Source organism: Novosphingobium sp., assembly GCF_036733805.1.
Classification (GTDB): Bacteria; Pseudomonadota; Alphaproteobacteria; order Sphingomonadales; family Sphingomonadaceae; genus Novosphingobium.
Genome location: NZ_DAIMZT010000013.1, coordinates 15,363 through 38,293 on the forward strand (window position 1 = coordinate 15,363; position 22,931 = coordinate 38,293).

The 22,931-nt window shown below is 63.3% G+C and carries 9 protein-coding genes; all 9 read left to right on the plus strand.

What is annotated here, in order from left to right; genetic code table 11:
- Window positions 1-75: 75 nt before the first annotated feature.
- Window positions 76-3,159: a CHAT domain-containing protein gene (locus V7D69_RS05270; RefSeq protein WP_333605245.1), complete on the plus strand. Its 3,084-nt coding sequence runs from the start codon at window positions 76-78 to the stop codon at window positions 3,157-3,159.
- A 92-nt stretch (window positions 3,160-3,251) separates the two neighbouring features.
- A complete protein-coding gene (locus tag V7D69_RS05275) occupies window positions 3,252-5,243 on the plus strand; it encodes an adenylate/guanylate cyclase domain-containing protein (RefSeq protein ID WP_333605246.1) in 1,992 nt (663 codons plus the stop codon).
- Entirely contained in the window at window positions 5,230-5,979 is a 750-nt protein-coding gene (locus V7D69_RS05280; protein WP_333605247.1) for a hypothetical protein, read from the plus strand. The genes V7D69_RS05275 and V7D69_RS05280 overlap by 14 nt, the downstream gene beginning before the upstream one ends.
- Window positions 5,980-6,102: 123 nt before the next feature.
- On the plus strand, window positions 6,103-7,857 hold the full coding sequence (locus V7D69_RS05285; RefSeq protein WP_333605248.1) for a ShlB/FhaC/HecB family hemolysin secretion/activation protein: 1,755 nt from the start codon (window positions 6,103-6,105) through the stop codon (window positions 7,855-7,857).
- The gene (locus tag V7D69_RS05290) at window positions 7,854-13,658 is read left to right on the plus strand and encodes a hypothetical protein (RefSeq protein ID WP_333605249.1); all 5,805 of its coding nucleotides are present in this window, start codon (window positions 7,854-7,856) and stop codon (window positions 13,656-13,658) included. The genes V7D69_RS05285 and V7D69_RS05290 overlap by 4 nt, the downstream gene beginning before the upstream one ends.
- On the plus strand, window positions 13,655-15,040 hold the full coding sequence (locus V7D69_RS05295) for a multiheme c-type cytochrome (protein WP_333605250.1): 1,386 nt from the start codon (window positions 13,655-13,657) through the stop codon (window positions 15,038-15,040). Before V7D69_RS05290 ends, V7D69_RS05295 begins: the two co-directional genes overlap by 4 nt.
- The gene (locus V7D69_RS05300) at window positions 15,040-17,022 is read left to right on the plus strand and encodes a heme-binding protein (protein WP_333605251.1); all 1,983 of its coding nucleotides are present in this window, start codon (window positions 15,040-15,042) and stop codon (window positions 17,020-17,022) included. Before V7D69_RS05295 ends, V7D69_RS05300 begins: the two co-directional genes overlap by 1 nt.
- Window positions 17,023-17,043: 21 nt before the next feature.
- Window positions 17,044-18,873: a hypothetical protein gene (locus tag V7D69_RS05305; protein WP_442947042.1), complete on the plus strand. Its 1,830-nt coding sequence runs from the start codon at window positions 17,044-17,046 to the stop codon at window positions 18,871-18,873.
- Window positions 18,873-22,931: a hypothetical protein gene (locus tag V7D69_RS05310; RefSeq protein WP_333605252.1), complete on the plus strand. Its 4,059-nt coding sequence runs from the start codon at window positions 18,873-18,875 to the stop codon at window positions 22,929-22,931. Before V7D69_RS05305 ends, V7D69_RS05310 begins: the two co-directional genes overlap by 1 nt.

A 22,931-nucleotide genomic window follows, 5' to 3' on the forward strand; every position in this document is an offset into this window, starting at 1 on the left:
ACTGTTGTCCCAGGGGCGAAGCAAAAGACCGAAGATATTCGGCGAGATCCTGTTCATGCAGGTGGGGTGGGGGCAATGCGGATTACCAGATTTCTCAAAAGTTTCGCATGGCTGACCGGGCTGGGGCTGCCTTGCGCCGCCTTTGCCGCCGCGCCTGCCCTGCACCCCCTCGCAGAAGAAAGCTTCAGCGTCGGCACCGCTGGCCCCGCGTGCGAGGCGCAGGGACAAGCCATGGGGGGATTGCGCACCTCGGTTTATGACCGCAAATGGGCGGTGCTTTGTGCCGACGTGGCCAGACCGATAGGCACTGCCTATCTTCTGCAGGACGTCGCCGGCGCCGATGCGCGCATAGCGCCGCAGCGGCAGGAAGTGCTGGATTGTGACCAGAACCCCGACGACCGGCGCGGCGTGACTTGTACCGGAACGCAATCCGGGCTGAAATGGCGCGTCTATCGTCAGCAGACGGCACGCGGGCTGATCCTGGTGGAAGGCTATGCCGCTTACGACGATGCGCTGCGCCTTACGCTTGCCTCCATAGTAGAAGATCGTCTGGTGCCGGGCTCTATCTCGATCGCCAATTTGGGCTCCAGTGACGCGCTGTCGCTGGCGAGGGCCCGCGCAGGTATCGGCGATCCCGCCACGCTGATCGGCCAGGGCTATCGTGGCAACGGCGCCGGTTCCTTTGCCGAAGCGGCCGAGTTCTTCGCCGCCGCGCCCGCCCTGTTCGTCGGCACCAAACCCGCTGACACCGAAAATAGGGAAGCACAAGTTCACGAAGCACTTGTGAACCGCGCGCTGCAACTATCCAACTTGGGGTCGTTCGACCAGGCCGCACGCAATTTCACGGCGGCGGAAAAGATCGAACTGCGTGACCCGGTCCAGTCCCGCCTTGCCCGAAATTACGCCGCGATTGACGCCATCAATCAGCGGCAGTTCGATAAGGCGCTGGAGGTTCTCGATCGGCCTGTGCCCTCTTTCACCCCCGCCCCGGCCGATGCAAATGAGGTGCGGATAGATGGAGTGACAGCGGCCGGACTCAATTCCTCCGCGCAAGGGGCAACGGTCGCGTTGCTGGGGCAGGCGACCCGTCTTTCGCCACAGGAACGCGCGGCGATCATCGATGCGCAGGCCCTGCAACTGCGAGGCACCGTTCTGCGTTTGCAAGGCGATGCCAACAAAGCGCGGGATGCGTTCAGCCGCGCTTATGACGATGCCATGAAGGTGCGCGATGGCCGGGTGGTGTCGATCTATCGCCTATTGGGGCAGATCCTCTCGGAAATGGCTCTGAGCTATGAGACGGAAGGCAATCCGCACATGGCGGAGGGCAAGTTCCGCGAGGCGCTCACCCTGGTGGAAAGACAATACCCCGACAGCACCTCGGTCAATCTTATTCGCACGCGCCTGGCCGGCTTTCTGGCCCGGCATGGACAGACCGCAGAAGCAATGGGTCTTTATCGCCAGGTTGTGGGCAATGTTGTCTCCAGCAATGGCGCGCTAATCGGGATGGAAAATCTGATGCAGCCCTATTTCGACCTGCTGGTCGGATCGGGCACTGACGATCAGGCAAAGGTTGCGGACGTATTCCTGGCCAGCCAGCTTGTTGAAGCGCCCGGCGTGGCTGACACCCTCGCCCAGCTTTCGCGCAGGCTCGAAGGCGGCTCAGACGAGGCATCCACGCTGTTTCGCCGCGCGCAAGCTGTCTCCCGTGAACTTGAGCGCACGCGTATCGAGATTGCCCACCTCAATGCATCGCAAGCTTCGGGCGGCGATGGCAGCGGGTTGCCCGCGCTTCAACAACGCCAGGCCCAGCTTGCCGATGCGCAGCTTACGGTCATGGATCAGCTTTCAGCTTTCCCGCGCTACCGTGCTTTCGCCAGTCGCACCATCGCTCTGGATCAGATGCGCAGCGTGCTAAAGCCGGGCGAAGCCTATCTCAAGCTCGCCGACGTGGCCGGATCGCTTTACGCGATATATGTCAGACCCAATACGGCCAGGGCCTGGAAACTGCCGCTAACCTCATCGCAGACGAACGCATTGGTCGATACCCTGCGTGACAGCATTTCGCTCACGATCAACGGCGTGCAATCGACTTATCCCTTCGATGTCGACAGCGCATTGAAACTGGACGCAGCCGTACTTGGGCCAGCGCAGGCCGATCTCTCAGGCGTCACACACCTGATCTTCGAACCGGCCGGGCCGCTGCTGCGCCTGCCGATCAGCCTGCTGACGGACGACCAGCACGGCGTCGCGGCCTATCACAAGCGCGTCGACGCGGGCGGCGACGAATACGATTTCACGGGGATCGACTGGCTGGGCCGCGACCGGGCTGTGAGCACCGCGCTCTCCGCCGCAAGCTTTCGCGATGCACGGGGCGCACCCGTCTCCACCGCGACCGGCGCTTATCTCGGCCTGGGCAACAATGTGCCACTCGGCCCGGTTAGTACGCGGCCGGGCACGCGATCAGGCGGCGAAACCGCGATCGACGCCGATTGCTCCTGGCCGCTTTCCACCTGGAACCAGCCTATCTCGCCCCGCGAACTCAATGAAGCCTCCGCGCTGTTCGCGACGGATCGGACGCAACTCATCACCGGCGCGCAATTCACCGACGACGGCATCATGGCTCGCAAAGACCTGAGCGCATTCCGCATCATTCATTTCGCGACACACGGTCTGGTCACCGCGCCCCGACCCGGCTGCCCGGTCCGCCCTGCGCTGCTGACCTCCTTCGGCGGCAGTGGATCGGACGGATTGCTTTCTTTCGGCGAAATCTTCGACCTCTCGCTCGATGCCGATCTCGTGATCCTTTCCGCTTGCGATACGGCCGGCGGCGCCGGGCTTGACGTTACTCGCGAGGCTGGTCTCACCACCGGCGGGGGCGAGGCGCTTGACGGCCTGGTCCGTGCGTTCATCGCTGCGGGTGGACGCCAGGTCATCGCCAGCCATTGGCCCGCGCCTGACGATTACAACGCCACAGAGAGGCTTTTTGCCGGGTTCTACGGCTCGAAGGACACATCAATCGGACAGGCGCTGATGACGTCCGAACGCAAGCTGATGGATGATCCGCAAACCTCACACCCCTATTACTGGGCCGGTTTCGCAGTGATCGGCGATGCGGCGCGCGCCGCCCCTGCCGCTGATCCGGCAAGTCCGGCGCCATGACCAATTCCTCTCCAACAGCAACACCAGGAAGCCGCTCTTCCTCGGAGGTGCCGGCACGATTGATCGGCCTCCTCAGCAAAGGCTGGCGAAAAGTGCGCTCTGCCAGCCGCCGCCAGTTGACCGCGACGATGTTGATGCTGCTGAGCGCCTTATTGATCGCCCGCTTCTCCTGGTACATCCCGGTCGTCGGCGATGCCGAGGATTCTCTGTACGATCTGCGCAGCTTCCTGATCGCGCCGCAAGTGAAGCAGGACCCGCGCGTCCAGATTGTCGCTTATACCGACCAGACCCTCATAAATGTGAAAAAGCGGTCGCCCTTGGATCGCGGACTGTTGGCCCGCGCACTCAGAGCGATAGACGGCATGGGCGCCAAGGCGATCGGCATCGACGTCCTGATCGATCAGCCGCAGGACGAGGACGAGCAACTCATCGCCACCCTGCGGGCGATGAAGACGCCCACGTTCCTCGCCTATATCGACCTGGCGACCAACAAGGACGACATGAAGTACGAACAGCAGGTCTACCTGCAGTCGTTCCTGAGGCATCTGGGAGGCAGCAATGTCAGACCCGCAAGCGTCCGTCTCAGCAACGCGCAGGGCACCACGCGGGTTTGGCCAGAGATCGTGCCGAGCCTGCCCCCGCTCCTGGGCCGGGCGATGGTCTCCGCCGGCCATGGTGGCGAGGATCGGACTTTCACCGGCTACACTGGCTCCATCCGCTACCGCCGCGTGATCGGCGACGCCGGCGAGGATGCAGCGAAAGTAACGACGCCGCTGTTCTCGGAAGTTCCCATCGATGTCTTCGCGACAAACAGCACGGAAATGATGGCCATGCTTAGGCAGCAGATAGCAGGGCGCTATGTGCTGATCGGTGGTGACATCGTCGATACCGACCAAGTGAACACGACGCTCACCGCCTCCACTGGTCGGACCGTGCCGGGGATCGACGTTCATGCCGAGATGATCGCGCAAATGCTTGATGGTGCACGCATGGCGCAAATCGCCGACTGGCAGCGTTGGGCGGTCGCGGCCCTCGTGATCCTGGCAGCCGCGACCACGAGCCTGGTGGAAGCACGGATATGGAAGGCAGCACCGTTCTTCCTGGCCCAACTTGTGCTGATCGGCGGCCTGCCCTTCTGGCTGGAACATTCGAACGTGGACACGTACGGCACCCCGGCCTTTGGCTGGGTGGCGGGTTGGATCCTGGCCTTTCTTGCGGTTTCCAGCGCTGTGCGCGCCTCGGGCGCCGTCGAGCGGCGGTTCGCTCAAGATGCGCTCGGCAAATACCTGCCTCGCGACATCGCGCAGGAAATCATTGACAACCCCGAACGCCTCACTCTTTCAGGCAGCAAGCGCGAACTCTTCATTGTGTTCAGCGACCTGGAAGGCTTCACGGCGCTTTCCCATCAGCTGGAACCGGAAGTCGTCGCAAGGCTTCTCAACGATTACCTCGATCGTCTTAGCGCCGTTGTCCTCGAGCATGGAGGGGTCGTAGACAAGTACGTCGGTGATGCAGTCGTCGCGTTTTGGGGCGCTCCGATCAGCCGACCCGACGATGGCCGCAAGGCCGCGCTTGCGGGCTACGCGATGTGGAAGGTGGGAGAGGAATTTCGCAAGAGCGTCGATTCCACGCTGCCGCCTATCGGACGCACGCGTGTCGGCCAGCATTTCGGCGAAGCTGTGGTTGGCAACTTCGGCGGCGAACGGCGCATCCAGTACACGGCGCTGGGGGACGCCATGAACACCGCCTCGCGCCTGGAGGCAGCGAACAAGACGCTCGGAACATCGGTCGTCGCCAGCCGCGAATTTGCAGAACGCTCGGGTCTCGACTGGTGGCGGCCGCTCGGCAGCATAGTTCTGCGCGGCCGGGCCAAGCCTGTGGACATATTCGAGCCGGCCCCCGATTTTCCGGATGCCGACCGGGTAAGATTGACGGAGGCGATCAGTCTTATCAGCCAGGAACCGTCCGCCGCTTTGGCCGAACTTGCGCAAATCCTGCACGACCATCCCAATGACACCGCTTTGGCCAAGTTGATGGAACGGACGCGCGAACTGGAAGGGGATGTGACTTATGTTCTGGGATAGCAATTCCAAGTGCCTGTCTGCGATGCTCGCGGCGTTCGCCGCGGCGGCATCGCCGGGTTATGCTATGGCCGGTATCGTCGTGGCATCCAGCGGACCTTCCTCAGCCAGCTTCCCGCCAGGCAAGAAGCTGGCGGACGATGCGCAAATCACGCTCAAGACCGCCGATTCAGTGACCATTTTGGATGCGAAGGGAACGCGCGTCCTGCGCGGCGCCGGAACTTTCACTGTGGGCGCGCCGGGCGCAGTCACTCGTACTGCCACATTTGTCGCCCTTACCCGCGAAAGGGGTGCCCAGCGTGTCAGAACCGGAGCCGTACGAGGACCAAACGGCAAGCCGGTCAGCCCGAACCTCTGGTATGTGAACCTGACGAAGTCCGGAACCTTCTGCGTCGTCGACCCGACGACGATCCGCGTCTGGCGGCCCGAGAAGGACGGCAGCGCCACTTACCTCGTATCCGACAAGGCCGGGACAAAGACGGCCAGGCTCGTCTATTCCGACGGCGTAACCGTCGCGCCTTGGGACGTGGCCACCGCGCCGGTCACCGAGGGCGCGACCTATGCTATCAACAGCACGAACGGAGCGAACAGGGCGACAGTGTCGTTCACCGTGCTCCCGGCGCGGGATTACGCTCCAGAAGATCTCGCTGCGGTGCTGATCGCCAAGGGCTGCACTGAACAGGTGGATCTGCTGGCCACGTCGCTGGCCCTGCCGCAGGACCCGCCTGCTGCCATGTAATCGCTGCGAAATGAAAGAAACGCCGGTGGGTAGGCTGGTTATGAGGGGGAACGAATGAAGCGATCATCGAAAACTGTCCAAGGCCGGCGTGGGCGCTCGCAAGGGCGAACATCCAGGCGGGCATTGGCAGCGTTCGCGATCTGGCCTCTGGCGGTTCTTCCCTCCGCTGCGCTGGCGCAGGCCGCACCCCCTCCCCCGACCCGCGATCAGGTCGACATCGGATCTCGCCTCCAGGAACGCACGCCTTCACAATCCCGGCTGGTCATCGAAGGCAATATAGAGCATGGCCCCTGCCCCTTGGCCGAGCCCGCCTTCGCCGCGACGCGCGTAACCTTTTCCAGGATCGCATTTCCCGGCCTAAAGGCCATTAGCCCTGAACTGCTCGATGACACATGGCGCGAATATGCGGGAACCGAGCAGCCGGTTTCCGTGCTGTGCGAGGTGCGCGACCGTGCCGCCACGGCGCTGAGGGCCATGGGCTATCTGGCGGCTGTGCAGATCCCGCCGCAGCGGATCGAAAAAAACGGCGATGTGCGCATGGATGTGCTCATTGCGCGTCTTACGGAAGTGCAAGTACGCGGCGATGCCGGGCCAAGCGAAAGGGCAATCGCGGCGCACCTCGCCAAGCTCACGCAGGAACCTTATTTCAATACTCGCGTAGCGGAGCGCCAACTCCTGCTCCTTAGCGATATGCCCGGCTATCAGGTTCGGCTGACCTTGAAGCCTGTGCCGGGATCGCCGGGAGACGTCACCGGCGACGTGTTGGTGCGTCGCATTCCGTTCGAGCTTTTCGGAGGCATTCAGAACCTCGGCTCGAAATCGACCGGGCGCGAAGGGGTGTTCCTGCAGGCGGTGGCGAACGGCGTCACGGGCCTTGCCGACAGGACAACGTTAAGCTTGTTCAACACCCTCGACTTCAGCGAACAAACGGTGGTCCAGGCAAGTCATGACTTTGCCGTCGGCGCCAGCGGCCTACGGTTCGGCGCCAGCCTGATTTACGGCCACAGTGAACCGTCCGGTGCGCTGGACTTCAAGACCGACACCGTAGCCGGCCAGTTGGGCCTGACTTATCCATTGGTACGTCGCCGCGCCTTCTCCATCGTTGCCGGTGGTGGGCTGGAGGTCATCAATCAGAACATCGACCTCGTCGGCGCCGGGCCGTTGGCACGTGACCGACTGCGGGTGTTTTACGGTCGGCTGGGCCTCGACCTCGTAGACAGCGACAGCCTGATCGGTCGCGGCGGCTATAACGGCGCGGAACCCCGATATCGACTGAGCGCCGCGGTTGAGGCCCGTCAAGGCATCCGAGGGCTTGGAGCGAGCCGTGACTGCACGCCGTTTACCAATTGCGCCGCGCCTCATGTGCCGATCAGTAATCTTCTGGCCGATCCCAGCGCCTTCGTTCTGCGGGCAGAGGCGAACGCGGAATTTCGTCCGACTCCGATGGTGACCGTCGCGATGGCTCCGCGCGCGCAATATTCGCCCGATACGCTGCTGTCTTACGAACAGTTCAGCGTCGGCAATTATACGATCGGCCGGGGCCTCGATCCAGGTACGCTCCTGGGCGACAGCGGCATTGGAACCTCATTTGAGCTGCGCTACGGGCGGATTTCGCGCACGACAAACGATAGCATCGCGCTTCAGCCCTTCGCATTTCTGGACGCGGCCTGGACCTGGACGAACGGCGCCAGACCGGCGGACTATTCGGAAAGCGCTTACACCGCCGGGGGCGGCATGCGCGCACGCTGGGGCGATCGGCTTGATGCCGATTTGTCGCTCGCCGTGCCGCTCAAGCGTACCGCACTCCAGACCGAGCGCGGCGATATCCGCCTTCTCTTCACCATAAGGGCGCGGTTCGTACCGTGGAATCCGTCATGACCATGATCTCATCCATACCCGCCCGCCGCGTCCGCTACGCGTCCTTCGCCGGAACCAGCCTTGCGGCGCTCGTTCTGGCTCTCGCTGCACCTACCGCTGTGCGAGCGCAATCATTCGCGGGCACCGGAACGATAACGCAGGGTTCGGCCACGATCACCACAAGCTCGGGCAGAACCGACATCGCTGTCAACAGCGGCCAGGTTCTCATCGACTGGACTACGAGCGCCCCGGCCTCCGGCACGACGATATTCCAACCCGCGGGCACTACCGCAACATTTGCGAGTTCCGGCTTTTCCGCGGTGCCCGGCGATTATGTCGTTCTTAACCGGGTCACGCCGGTCGACGCGTTGGGCGCGCCCACAAACGCGATGATCCAGTTCAATGGAACAGTGAACAGCACGCTCGCCGGGCTGCCGGGCGGCAAGATCTGGTTTTACAGCCCCAACGGCATCATCGTGGGCCCAACCGCCAGCTTCAACGTCGGTGGCCTGGTGCTCACGACCAATCCGATCGACGTGACGGGTGGATTCTTTGGCAGCAAAGGCGAAATCCGTTTTCGCGGCGCGACCGGATCGACCGGGCTCATTCAGATCCAGCCGGGCGCATCCATCAAAGCTTCGCCGAACCCGCAACTGACTGGCGATCAGGCATATATCGCGATGGTCGCGCCGCGCATCGAACAGGGCGGCACTGTCAATGCCGACGGTCCGATCGGTTACATTGCCGCTGAGGATGCGGACATCACAATCAACGCGGGCCTGTTCGACATCTTCGTCAATGCCGGCACCACTGACAGCAACGGCATTGTTCATACCGGAACCACGACTGGCGCCGCGTCTGCCGGCACCGCCGACCCTCGCACGATCTACATGGTGGCGGTGCCCAAGAATGATGGGCTGACCATGCTGCTGAACGGCAATATCGGCTATGCCCCCGCCGCCAGCGCCAGCAACGATGGGGCAGCGGTGATCCTTTCCGCAGGTCACGGATTGAACTTCGATAGCGGCAATCCTCTCAGCAACCCGGCGAATATTGCCATCGGCGATGCAACCTTCTCCAACGTCACCACTGCCACCGCAAGCGACAGCATCTTCATCGCCCCCACCACCCTGACCACGTTCGATCGGTTCGCCACGCTTGATGCCTTCAAAACCGTAAGCCTGACCGCAAGCAACGGCGCACAGATCATCGCCAACGACACGGCGGGTCTGCCCGCCGATATCCCCTTTCCGCCCTCTGGCTCCGGCTACTCGCTCGATGTCTTATCCGGCTTTGGCAACACCGGGGGTGCGATTTCCCTCACGACTTCCAGCGGGGGAGCCACATCCGCCGCCGGGCGGATACGCCTGCGCGCCAACGGCGATGGCGCCTCCACCGCGAGTTCAGGCATCGACGGAAATGGCGGCTCAATCGCTGTGAACGCGCTCGGCGGCAGCTTCAGCGCCTCCGACCTCGAAATCAGCGCCACCGGATCCGGCGGTTTTGCATTCGGCAGCGGCGGCAATGGCCAGGGCGGAACGGTGACGATCCTGTCGCAGGCCGCATTCAATGTGGGAACGCTTACGATCGATGCCGGCGGAACCGGAATTGGCGGGGACGGCAGCGGAGGAAGCGGCGCCGGGGGCGTCGTCAACCTTACCGCCAATGGCGGTTCGATCACCGCTCAATCCATCGGCCTTTCCGCATCGGGCACGGGAGGATCGGGCATATCCAGCGGCGGAAACGGTCAAGGCGGCACGATATCCGTGCTGGTCGCCGGCAATGGAACGATCGCAGCCCCCGGCGGCTTCGCGGCCCAAGCCTCAGGCTTCGGAGGTAACGGCAGCAGCAGCGGCGGAAACGCGCTTGGCGGCCATGTCAGCCTTGCCAGCACATCGGGCCTGCTCGATTTCGATGCGGTCAATCTTGACGCAGCCGCATTCGGAGGCGCCTCGAATGGTCCGGGCGGCAATGCAACGGGGGGAACCGTTCTCATCTCCCTCACGGGCGCGTCGCAGGACTGGACCGACCTTACCGCCGATGCCTCGACCGTTGCCGGAGCGACATTCGGAACCGGGGTTGCTGCCGGCAGCGCGACCGGCGATCTTGCCAGTGGCGTACAGCTCAATATCCAGGGCGGGACTCTGAATTTGAGCGGGGGCGCTACGTTGGCGAACAATGCGACCGGGCAAGTCGGCGACGGGCCAGGAACCTTTGCCAGCGCCGGCAGCGCCAAAGTGTCGGTTAGCGGCGGCGGCGCGATCAATACCGCGACCGGGCTGATCGTGACCTCCGACGCGGATTTCAACCTCGATGGTCTGTCCGCCAGCCCGAACTACACGCCCAAGATGACCGGAGGCGTTGCAAGCGTGCTGCTTGACGGCGGCAGCATCTCCACGCCCCTGCTGGATGTGCGCGCCGACGCAAACGGGCTGGGCGCATTGCTCGGAGCCGGCAGCGCTGCGGGCGGCACCGCGCAAGTGGTGGTGCAGGGCGGCGGAACGCTCACCGTCACCACCGGGGTTCTCGCCAGGCGCCCCGAGGCGTTGACGATCTCCGCCAGCGCCGATGGAAACTACAGCACTGACATCGGCAGCGTCTTCGGCACGGTTGGGGATGGTTTCGCCTCAGCGGCAAGCGGTGGCACGGCGCTGCTTCAACTCGATAGCGGCATAGTCTCCGTCACCGGGACCGCGTTCATCAGAGCTGCCGGTTTTGCCGGTCCGTCCGCCACGATCGGTGGCGCCAATTCGATCGGGAACGGCACGGGCGGAACGGCACGCGTGGCTCTGAATGGAGGCACTATCACGCTGGATAGCGGCCTTACGATCGACGCGACAGGGGATGGCGGCACGATTTCCGGGGGAGCGCGAGGCGGCCTCGGCCAAGGCGGCACGGCCGCGATCGATGCTACGGGAGGAACGCTTAGCGTCAATAACCTCGGCCTTGTGCTGCTTGCTGACGGCACAAGCGAGCCCGTGTCCGGTTCCACCAGCGGCACCGCAGGCGATGCGACGGGCGGCATCGCACGCCTCACCTCGCAAGGGATTGCTATCGTCAACATCCCGATCTCGATCCAGGTCAGCGCTCGCGGCATGTCCGGCTCGGGTTCCGGCCCCACCGGCGCCGGCGGCATCGCCACGGGTGGCATAGCAACTGTGTTGGCCCAAGGCGGCACCATGGCCCTGGGCCCTGCTCAGATCAGCGCGGACGCTGTCTTCGGCTCCGGCCTTGCCGCGCAGACCGGCGCAAATCGCGCGGGCATCGCGCAGATGGAAGCTGCGGGCGGCGCGATCGGCGTCACAGGGGATCTTTCGATCACCGCCAACACCTTTTTGTCAGCCGATCTTCTCGATCTGCACGGCGCCGATGCCATCGGCGGCCAGGCGAGCCTGTTAGCGGACAATGCCGGTAGCATCAGCGTGACTGGCGCAACGGCGCTCAATGCCAACGGTCTGGGCGGTTTCAATACACTGGCCGGCCAGGTGGGCGGCAACGGCACGGGCGGTGCCTCTGTCATGGAGGCATTGACAGGCGGCGCCGTCACGCTCTCCGGCGACGTGACGCTTAACGCCAACGGCGCCGGCGGCAGTGCGACAGGCGTTGGCGGGCTTGGCGGCGCAGGTTTCGGCGGAAGCGCCATGGTCAGCCAGACCGGTGGCGGCTCAATCCACCTGATCGGAAACTTGACGGTCGACAGCAATGCCAATGGCGGAGGCAATGCGATCGTTTCCTTTACCGGCGGCAAAGCGAGCGGCGGCACGAGCACCCTGACCTCGGAGGCAGGAACGCTGCGCATTGACGGCAATGCCACCTTGATCTCCAGCCCCACCGGGGGCGCGAACCCTGACGGATCGACCGCGCCGACGGTTGCCGGCCTAATCGTTCTCGGCACCGGCACAGCAAGTCCCGGCGGCGTCACCGCCGTAGGCGGTTCGCTCAGCGCGACTGCCATCGGCGATGACGCGCGTGCGGACGGAATGGGACTGACGGCCACTATTGACGGAGCCTTGGTCACGGTAAACGGCGATGCGCTGCTGCACACCATGGGGGATATGAAAATCTCCGCTCTCAACGGCGGCGGCCTTACGACGGCAGGCACGCTTACCGTCACTTCGGATGCGGGTGCCATCATATCCACCGGCCTGCTTGCTTCGGGCGGCGCTTCGACATTTCAGGCCCCCGGTTCAGTTTCCCTGGGAACGCTCCAATCAGGCGGACCAACCAGCTTGATTTCCGCCGGCGCTGTTGACGTAAGCGATCTGCTTTCAGCCGGCGCGGTGACTGTCTCCGGCGGGTCAGTCGATATCCTTTCGAGCGGCGGCCTATCCTTTGCCAGCGCCGATGCCACGAATGGCGACCTGACAATCGACGTAGCCGGAAACCTGGTACTTGGAACGGTCGGCACGATCGGCGGGGCAACGCTCCGCAGCCGGAGCGCCTCGGTTACCGCTAATGGATCGCTTACCGCGACCAGCTTCATCGACCTCCTCGCCGGCGGCGCGATTACTACCAATGGAGCGATCGACCCCGCCGTGTTGCGGATGACGGCCGGGACCTCCATCACCGCCAATGCAACGGCTGTCGGGGGCGCGATCACGCTGACGGCGGGCACTGATCTCAACCTGAATGCGGCGATAACCGCCACGACGACGCTCGACATGACGGCAGGGCGCGCCATCGACATCAATGCTCTGGCCAGCGGCGCGCAGATTACTGCGACCTCGGCTGATATAGCCTTGGGCAAAGGTGGACAGCTCGGCAAAGCGGGCACCACGCAAATCGTGCAGCTGACCAGTAGCGTCAGCGCAAACCCTAGTTTCGTCGGGGGCCTGGGCGGGGTCGGCGGCTACAGCCTTGACGCCGGGGAACTGCAGCGGATCTTCGCGGACAATGTGATCCGCTTCTCCGCATCGGGAACGGCGCCGGCACCGATCACGGTCGGCAATCTAGCGCTCACCTTTGGCCCTAACGGCAACATTGGCACCGGCGGCACATTCGCGTTGTCGAGTGCGGGGGCGATAACGGTGACCGGCCCCCTCGCCCTCACGACATCAAACAATGCCGATACGCTGCAGATCAACGCGAGCCGCCTGGATTTAGTGACTGACAGCGGAAGCATCGCCTTGCTGAACACTGCAGGTGCGCCGCAAGGTCAATTGGGGGTGACAGCCCGCAGCTTCGCCGTCGCGACGGCCAATACGCTGGCGCTCCTTGCACCCGGCGGGAACATCCTGGTGAACACGGCACTGATGGACGCTCCGGGCCCGATCCCGAAACCAGGTGTCGTCATCGCCGGATCGATTGCGGCAAACGTGATCGACGGCATTTACATCCAGAACACCGGCGCGACGACGGCTTACACCGATCGACGCGGGTTTACCGCTGGCGCGCTTGCCATAGGCACAGCGTCGGACGCCACGCAGATCGTGGTGAACGGCGTAACGATAGACGCGACGGGCAATGCCGTTGCCGGCCTGGACACGGTCGGAACGATCACCATCAACGGAAGTGTTCCCTCCGGGAGCGGGCGATTCAACGGGCTCTCGTCAGTCAACGGTTGCATCATCAGCCTTCGGTGCGGTTTCACGGGCGACAGACCGCTGCCCGCCAAGCCTGACCTCAGCGGTCCGCCGGATCCGCCGGGAACGGGCAGCAACGCCGCGTTCATCAACGACGCAATCCTGCAAGTTGACGTGCAAAAGAGCAGTCCCGCCACGCTGTTACCCCTTGTTGACGAGCCCGTTACCGGGGTAGGCAACGAAGATCTCTGGGGGGATCGATGCGCTTCAAGCCAGGAGACGTGCGAAGGGGGAAAATGAGGTTGGGGCAGACGCGCAAACCCGGTTGCGGGGCCAATGTGCGGGACGAAGGGCTTGCCGCACTGCTCGCCGTTCTGGCGGCCGTCCTGGCAGCGTGGTCGACCGTCGCACTCGCCGGCAGCTATGAAGGCGTTGCGAGTTGCGCGGGGTCGACCTGCCATGGCCGCAATGAAGGCGATGGGAAGGTCGTGCGCCAGGACGAGCTGCGCCTGTGGCAGGACTCGTCCAGTCCCGCTGGAGCGCATAGCCGTGCTACCGCGGTTTTGACGAGCCCGCGTGGGCAGCGGATCGCAGCCGCGCTTGACCTGGGCCGGGCGGATAGCGCGGGAGCCTGCCTGGGTTGCCATTCGACCAATGCTCCAGCCGCCCAACGCGGCGGCCGCTACCTCGCTGCCGATGGGGTGGGCTGCGAATCCTGCCACGGCGCGGCTTCCGGCTGGATTTCCAGCCACTATGCCGTGCCCGCCAACCATGCTTCCAACATTGCGTCAGGCATGATCGCCCTGGAGCGGCCGCAAACACGCGCCGCGATCTGTCTCGATTGCCATTTCGGCAGTAATAAGCCGGGACAGTTCGTGACTCATGCGATGATGGCGGCAGGCCATCCGCGCGTGTCCTTCGAACTCGACCTGTTTTCCGCGATGCAAGCGCATTATGACATGGACGCGGATTACGTGCACCGCAAAGGCCGGCTTGACAGCGTCCGGCTCTGGGCCGTGGGCCAAGCCGAAGCCATAAGGCGCTCGACTGGGCTTTTCGCTAACCCCGCCTTTGGCATGGAAGGCGTGTTTCCGCAGTTCTATTTCTACGACTGCCATAGCTGCCATCGCCGCATCACTGATAATCCGACGCCGCCCCGGACGTTCGAAACAAACCCCGGTCGGCCGATTCCCTTCGGCAATCCTCCTTTCAATGACGAGAACATGATTATGCTTTCCGCCGTGGCAAGCGTGCTGGCGCCGGCGCAAGCGGTGCGCTTCGATGCCGCCGCGCGCGCCTTTCACGCCGCGATGGGCAAAGGTCGACCGCAAGCAGTCGCGGCGGCGCAAGCGCTAGGCGCGGCGGCGGGAAGCCTGTCCGATGCGTTCGCGGGGCGCGACTACGCGGGCGATACGGCCTTTCAGGTCATTGCGGCGATCTCCGGAAAGGCGATCTCGCCGCGTTTTACGGACTACACCGGCTCGGCTCAGGCCGTTATGGCCATCGACACCCTGCTTAACGCGATGGTGCGTGAAGGGCGCGTGACAGTCGGCGCCGCCGCCGGCATCCGCGCGCAGATCAACAAGGCTTACGCCGCCGTCTCCGCGCCGGAAAAGTACGATCCTCCTGCTTTCCGGGCCGCACTTGGTAATGCTGCCAGCGCGATCGGAGCATTGCGCTGATGCGGGCGCTGACGCGGGCAATTACAACAGCGGCGGCAGCCCTGCTCCTCCTCTCATGCGGCGGTGGGGGGTCCTCCTCGGGCAACTCCGGAAGCGGCAGCGGCGGGTCTTCGACTGGCAGTTCGTCCGGCGGTGGCACTCTCTTGGGCGAATACACCGCACCCGCGCAGGAGGCGCTCAGTACGGCAGAAGTAGGCAAGATTGTCGCTCAGGCCGCAGCGCAGGCCCAACAATCAGGCCACCCCGCAACGATCGCGGTGGTAGACCGAGTGGGCAATGTGCTCGCGGTATTTCGGATGAACGGGGCCCTGACAACCGCCAAGATTCCCAATGCCCCGAACGGCAATGACATCGACATTCAAGGGCTTTCCGTCCCGGCCGAAGCCGCCGCGATCGCCAAGGCCATTACCGGCGCGTACCTCTCCAGCAGCGGCAACGCCTTTTCCACGCGCACGGCGAGCATGATCGTCCAGCAGAATTTCCCTCCAGGGCCGAGCACGGTGGGCCTTGAGAGCGGGCCGCTGTTCGGCGTGCAATTCAGCCAGCTGCCCTGTTCTGACCTGTCAGCCCGCTTTCAACCCGGCGGGTCGGCGGCGCTGATTGGCCCTAAGCGTTCACCGCTCGGCCTCTCAGCCGACCCCGGTGGCTTTCCACTTTACAAGAATGGGGTGGTCGTCGGCGGCGTGGGCGTCATGGCGGACGGGTCCTATTCGCTGGATCCCAACGTGCTCGACACGGATACCGACATCGATGAGGAGATCGCTCTTGCCGGGACGGTAGGCTTTACGGCGCCTGATACGATCCGTGCGGATCGCATCTATGTGGACGGCACGCAACTGCGCTATTCGGATACGATCTATACCAGCCTATTCGACGTTTCGGGCGCGACTTATGCGCAGACCGATCCCGTGCTCGGCGCCCTGGTCGCCGTCAAAGGCTATTTCGAAACAGCTACGCTGCGCGGCGGTGCGGCCTACGGCACTGAAGCATCCGGTATCCGCGCTTCGACCGTCGGTGAATTTTCCGACCGCGACGCCTTCGTCTTGACGGACGGTAGCGGCAACGATCGCTTCCCGATCCGCGGCGGCACTGACGGTGCGGATATAGCCCAGCCTATCACACAGGCCGAAGCGCGCACACTGCTGGAAGAAGCCTTCGCCGTGATGACGCGCGCCCGCGCGCAGATTCGCCAGCCGCTAAACAGCCGGGCGCAGGTCACGATTTCGCTTGTGGACACGCGCGGACAAGTGCTCGGCATCGTGCGTGCGCCCGATGCACCGATCTTCGGCACTGACGTCTCGCTGCAAAAGGCGCGCACCGCCACGTTCTTCTCAGGCGCTCATGCAGGGGCCGAATTGCTCGCCGATCCCAGCAGCGACGTGCAAGGCTTCGTCGGCAAGGTGCGCGCGTTTCTGAACGATCCGAACGCGCTGACCGGAACTTACGCCTTTGCGGACCGATCGGGCGGCAATCTCTCTCGCCCTTATTTCCCAGACGGTCAGGTGGGCAATCCCAACGGCCCACTCTCGCGCCCGATCGCACAATGGAGCCCCTTTTCCACCGGCCTGCAATCGGCGCTGGTCCTGACCAACCTCGCGCAGCACCTGCAATATGTGACCGGCGCCAACGGCAGCGACACCCGCCAGCGCTGTACTTTCCTGCCCGATGTCGTCACCGGGCAGAACCGGCTGCAGAACGGCATCCAAATCTTCCCCGGTTCGGTTCCGGTCTATCGCGGCAACACCCTCGTCGGTGGCATCGGCGTTTCGGGCGACGGCATCGACCAGGACGACATGATTAGCTTTCTAGGCGCCAACAATGCCGGGGTGAAGCTGGGAACCTTGGGCAATGCACCGGCGACAATCCGCGCTGACCAGATCCTGGTCAATGTCAACGGCGCGCAAGTCAGGTTGCGCTACATCAACTGCCCGTTTGCGCCCTTCCTCGATTCCTCTCAACAGAACGTCTGCCAGGGGCTGTAAGTGTCTTTAGCTGCCCTTCTGGTGCCACTTCTGCTGGCCGAACCTGTCGCCCCCGCAGCAAGCGATGCACGGCCCGGCGCACCCGTTCTGCAATCCCCTGGCGAGGAACCCGCGCCGGAGGATGTCGACAACGGCATCATCAACGGACGCCGTCGTCCGGGTTATCAGCCTCCCCTTCCCGACAAGGTCACGCAAAGCAATCCCGGCGCCGTTCGCGCGCCGCCACCGGAAGCCTTTCCAACCGACCAGTTTCCCGTCCCCGACCGCTGGCGCCTGATCCAGACGCTGGGGCTAGTGACAGAGCACTGGTGGGATCCCTACCACCAAAACACTTACAAGGGCGACCGCCCCATCAACCGCGCCAAGGTTCCCTGGCTGCCGATCAGGGGCGATGACTGGTTCTTCACCGCCGGGCTGACTTCGGACACCGTCCTGGAACCTCGCACATTCCCCATCCCGGTGGGCGTGCAGACCACCGAACGAGCGGGCAGCCTGGACGTTTTCGGCAAGGACGCGAGCTTCGTCTTTTCGCAGACCTTTATTGCCAGTGCTTCGCTCGTGAAGGGTCAGACGGCGTTCAAGCCCCCCGAGATCGAGTACAAACTCTCGCTCGCCCTCAATTACAATTACGTCAACGTGCCCGAAAAGCGCGTGCTCTTCGTTCAGCCGTCGAAGCCCTCTCACCGCTCCGACCATTTCCTGGGCGTGCAGGAAGCCTTCATCGATTACCACCTGCGCAACGTTTCGGAGCGTTACGATTTCGATTCGATCCGCGTCGGCATCCAACCTTTCCAGACCGATTTTCGGGGCTTCCTGTTCAACGATGAACAGCTTGGCATTCGCCTGTTCGGCAATCGCGACGGCAACCGCTTTCAATATAATCTCGCGGCGTTCTGGCGATTGGAAAAGGACACCAATTCCGGCCTTAACAGCGTGGTTGAGCGCCCGCGCGACGATTTCCTGTTCATCGCCAACGTCTATCGCCAGGATTTTCTGATTCCGGCGCTGACCAGCCAGATCACCCTCGCTTACAATCGCAACCGAGAGGGTAATGAGATCAAGATCGACGATAATGGCTTTCCGGTGCGCCCGGCCTTGCTAGGCACGCTGAGGGGCCGCGATTACGACGTCTTTTACCTGGGCTACAATGCTGACGGTCATATTGGCCGGATCAATCTCACCGCCTCAGCCTATGTCGCGCTTGGGGAAGATCGGAACAGCTTCTTCACCGGCAAGCCAGCAAAAATCCGCGCCTTCTTCAGCGCCGCAGAATTGAGTTACGACCACGACTGGATGCGCTTTCGTTTGTCGGGTCTTTACGCCAGCGGCGACCACCACCCTTACGACAACAAGGAAACCGGTTTCGATGCAGTGTTCGAGAACCCCATCTTCGCGGGCGCCGACACCAGCTACTGGATCCGCCAGTCCATTCCCTTCGCTGGCGGCGGCCGGGTGATTTCCATCAACGGGCGCAACGGTATTCTCAATTCGCTGCGCTCATCCAAGGAACAGGGTCAATCGAACTTCAACAACCCTGGCACGGTCCTGGTCGGAATGGGCGCGGACTTCGATCTGACGCCGCAACTACGGCTTTCCACCAACGCCAACCACTTGTGGTTCCAGGATACCGCCACCCTGCAAACCCTGCGCAATGAAGGGTCCATACCCGATGACATCGGCTGGGACCTCTCGGCAGCCGCCGTCTGGCGGCCAAAGGCCACGCAGAACATTGTATTCCGCCTTTCGGCGGCAGCCCTCCTACCGGGCAAGGGTTTTCGAGATCTGTTCGACAATGCCGGGAACGACCGGCGCTATTATTCCGTCCTCGCCAACGTGATCGTGAGCTACTGATGCGCCGGCTGCTCCTCCATTCGCTGCTGCTGCTTCTCGCCGTGGCAATTCCGGGAGCGCGTCTTGCCGCCAATAACGAGGAAAAGCCGGTTCCGCGCGACTATTCGCTGGTGCGCGCCGCCCCCGCTCCCGCGAGACAGGGCTTGGTGGAGGTAGCGGCGAAGTCCTCCGGTTGCCTGACTTGTCACACAGACTCCGACGCGCCTTCGATGCACGCCAGCCCGGCCGTGCAACTGGGCTGCACGGATTGTCATGGCGGGAACCCGGCTATCCGCGGCAACCCGGCGCTCGGCTTTGATGCGGCGGAATATGTCGCCGCGCGGGAGCAGGCGCATGTCCTCCCAAAATACCCGCATAGCTGGAACTATCCCAGCAGCGCCAACCCTGAGCGCAGCTACACCCTGCTTAACAAGGAGGCACCTGAATATATCCGCTTCGTCAATCCAGGTGATTACCGCGTGGCGCGCGATTCGTGCGGCGCGTGCCATATGCCCGTGATCGAGGCGGCGGAGCGTTCGCTTATGGCTTCAGGCGCAATGCTGTTCGGCGGGGCGGCCTACAACAACGGCATAGTCCCATACAAGAACTACGTTCTGGGAGAGGCTTATACCCGTGAAGGGCAGCCCGCGAAGATCGTTTCGCCCGGAAATCCGCCCGGCACACTGACCACCGCGCAGAAAGCGCGCGGGGCGCTGGCGGCGCTCTATCCCCTGCCGCGCTGGAACGTGACGCCACCAGCGGACGTGTTCCGCGTATTCGAGCAGGGCGGGCGCACGATCAACTCGGGCTTCGCGGAGGTGGGCCTGCCCAATCCCAGCGGCTCGATCCAGAAGCTGGAAGAACCCGGCCGGCCCGACCTGAAGCAGTCAAATCGTGGCCCCGGCACGGGCCTGCGCGTCGCGATTCCGGTGCTTAACATTCACAAGACCCGCCTCAACGATCCGTACACGTGGTTCATGGGCACCAATGACCAGCCGGGCGATTATCGCAGCTCCGGCTGCACCGCCTGTCATGTGATCTACGCCAACGATCGGGAGCCGCGCCATAGCCTGATCTATGCTCCGCTCGGCCGCGACGGGCAAACGATCACGCGCGATCCCACCATCGCAGCTCTCATGCAAAAAGGCGCGCATGGAGCGCTCAAGGATGGGCATGAAAGCCTGAGCGGCGAGCGCGAGCGGGGCCATCCCCTGCAGCACGTCTTCACCCGCGCGATCCCGACCGCGCAGTGCATGAACTGCCACATGCACCAGCCGAATATCTTCCTGAACTCATACCTCGGCTACACCATGTGGGATTACGAGGCCGACGCGCCGAAGATGTGGCCAGAGCAGCAGAAATACCCCACCGCTGAAGAGATCCGCAAAGTCGAAGATCGCAATCCCGAAGGGGCCGCGCCGCGTGGGAATTGGGCGGACCCGGATTTCCTGCGCAATGTCCATGATCTCAACACGCAGCTCAAGGATACGCAGTTCGCGGACTATCACGGTCACGGCTGGAACTTCCGCGGCGTCTTCAAGCGCGACCGCGCCGGCAACCTGCTTGACGCCGGCGGCAACATGGCCTCCTGGGGCACGGACACCGCGCATATCGTTGCGCCAGACGACCCGGAGAAGTGGCGCAAGGCCGGCGAAGGCAAGTTCGTACCGCCCGGCGTAAACCCAGGCAAAGCCGTCCACATGATGGATATCCACGCCGAAAAGGGCATGCAGTGCGCAGATTGCCATTTTGCGCAGGACGCGCACGGCAACGGCCTGATCTATGGCGAGGTCGCCAATGCCGTCGAGATCGGTTGCAAGGACTGCCATGGCACCGCCGATGCTTATCCCACCTTGCGCACCTCCGGCCCTGCCGCCTCTCCCAAGGGCAATGACTTGACCCTCCTGCGCAACCCGGACGGGCAGAGACGCTTCGAATGGCGCACCGATCCGTCCGGTCGTCGCCATCTGATCCAGCGCTCCATCGTCGATCCCCGGCTGTCTTGGGAAATCGACTTGGTGAAGGACGGAGTCGATCCCGGCTCCCCCTCCTTCAACGCGAAATCCGCCAGGGCGAAGCTCATGAGCAAGTCCGGAGCGGACGACGGCTCCTTCCGCTTCGGCCCCGGCGTACCCGTGGAGGACCGTGCGCACAAGGACGGGGACATGGCTTGCTTTACCTGCCATCTTTCCTGGACGACGAGTTGCGGTGGGTGCCATTTGCCAATCGAGGCCAATTGGAAAACCCAAATGCACCATTATGAGGGAGAGGAAACCCGCAACTTCGCAACCTACAATCCCCAGGTTGCGCGCGACGAGATGTTCCAGCTCGGCAAGCACATGACCACCAAGGGGGCGGAAGTTGCGCCCATCCGATCGACCTCGGCTCTTGTCCTCTCATCCACCAACGTCAATCGTGAGCGCATTTATATCCAGCAGCCGCCGGTGAGCGCCGCCGGTTTCTCCAGCCAGGCGTTCGCACCTCATTTCCCGCACACCGTCCGCCTCACCGAGACCAAGACTTGCAGCGACTGCCACCTTTCGGCCCAAGACGACAACAACGCGATGATGGCGCAAACGCTGCTGCTTGGCACCAATTTCGTAAACTTCGTGGGCCTCAATTCGTGGATCGGCCTGGACAGCGGGTTCGAGGCGGTGCGCGTGACAGAATGGGACGAGCCGCAAGCCGTGATCGGATCCTATCTGCAGAAATATGCCTATCCCGATTATTACAAGCTTCACGTCGAGCAGAACCATCGCGAGTTGAAGAACTGGGTACGCGGCCGGACCTTTGACGGGAAGCTCTCCGGCGAGACGCATCCGATCGAACAATTCCGCAATGTCGTAAAGGACACCGCGGGGCAGGTCGGCTGCCTGCAACTGCGCGGCGAATACATGTACGTTGCCGAGGGACCCGGTGGGTTCAAGGTCTATGACGTCGCCTCCATCGCGAATAAGGGCGTGTCCGAACCCATAATTTCCGCGCCCTTTTCCCCGCTCGGACAGAAGAACGGCGTGAAGACGAAAAACGCCACTTGCATGGCGTTACCGACCGGCCAGCCGATCGCACCGACCCGCAACCGGGCCATGGCGGAAACCGTCCTGAAGGACGATGCAGGCAAGGCAATCCTCAAGACCGACGGCACACCCATGTCGCTACGCGACGCCAATCAGGAACAAGCCTTCGAGCCAATCTATAGCTACGCCGCGATCACTGACAGTGAAGAAGGACTGATCCTCGTCAACGTGGAAACTTTCGCGGACGGGGACTTCCGCAACAACAACCTGAAGCGCGCTGTCACCTGGAATCCCGATCACGTGTTGGACGGCGCGCGCCACGTTATTTTGGCCGGTGAAGTGGCATACATCACCGCCAAGGTCGGGCTGGTAGTCGTGGACCTGCACGATCCGCTGCACCCACGGCTCGCGGCGGTGCGGCCGATGGAAGATGCGCGGGCAAGCGCAATCCAATTCCGCTACCTGTGGGTCACAGACCGCGACGGCCTGAAGCTGTTCGATGTCACCAACCTGAGAAATCCGGTCCCGGTTCCTTCGGGCACCGTGCCCTTGGCCGACGCGCAGCGAATCTACATCGCCCGCACGTACGCCTATGTCGCCGCGGGACGGGACGGGCTGGTAATCGTCAACATCGTTCGTCCCACCGCGCCGGTGATCGACCAGAAGGTGACGTTCGATGGGCAGCTCAACGATGCTCAGGACGTGATCGTCGGCTCCACGAATGCGTCGCTGTTCGCTTATGTCGCTGATGGGCAGAACGGACTCAAGGTCATTCAACTCACTTCCCCATCGACGCAGCCTAACTTTTACGGCTTCTCGCCCCAACCCAGGCCGGAGTTGATCGCCTGGGCCAGAACCGCGTCTCCGGCGCGGGCCTTGTCGAAGGGCCTCGATCGCGATCGCGGTGTCGACGAGACCGGCGGGCAGATTGCCGTTTTCGGCCGGCTCGGTTCACGTCCTTTCACGCGGCCGGAGATGGAGCGCCTGTTCCTCAATCGCCGCGGCGCGCCCTTTAAGGTGCGCGATGAGGTAGACATGAGCGTCTGGTGGCCGGCAAAGTAG

What these genes read in the sequence shown, in the direction of transcription:
- V7D69_RS05270 (WP_333605245.1), top strand. Translation starts at nt 76, where the DNA reads ATGCGGATTACCAGATTTCTCAAAAGTTTCGCATGGCTGACCGGGCTG.
- V7D69_RS05280 (WP_333605247.1), top strand. Translation starts at nt 5,230, where the DNA reads ATGTTCTGGGATAGCAATTCCAAGTGCCTGTCTGCGATGCTCGCGGCG.
- V7D69_RS05290 (WP_333605249.1), top strand. Translation starts at nt 7,854, where the DNA reads ATGACCATGATCTCATCCATACCCGCCCGCCGCGTCCGCTACGCGTCC.
- V7D69_RS05295 (WP_333605250.1), top strand. Translation starts at nt 13,655, where the DNA reads ATGAGGTTGGGGCAGACGCGCAAACCCGGTTGCGGGGCCAATGTGCGG.
- V7D69_RS05300 (WP_333605251.1), top strand. Translation starts at nt 15,040, where the DNA reads ATGCGGGCGCTGACGCGGGCAATTACAACAGCGGCGGCAGCCCTGCTC.
- V7D69_RS05310 (WP_333605252.1), top strand. Translation starts at nt 18,873, where the DNA reads ATGCGCCGGCTGCTCCTCCATTCGCTGCTGCTGCTTCTCGCCGTGGCA.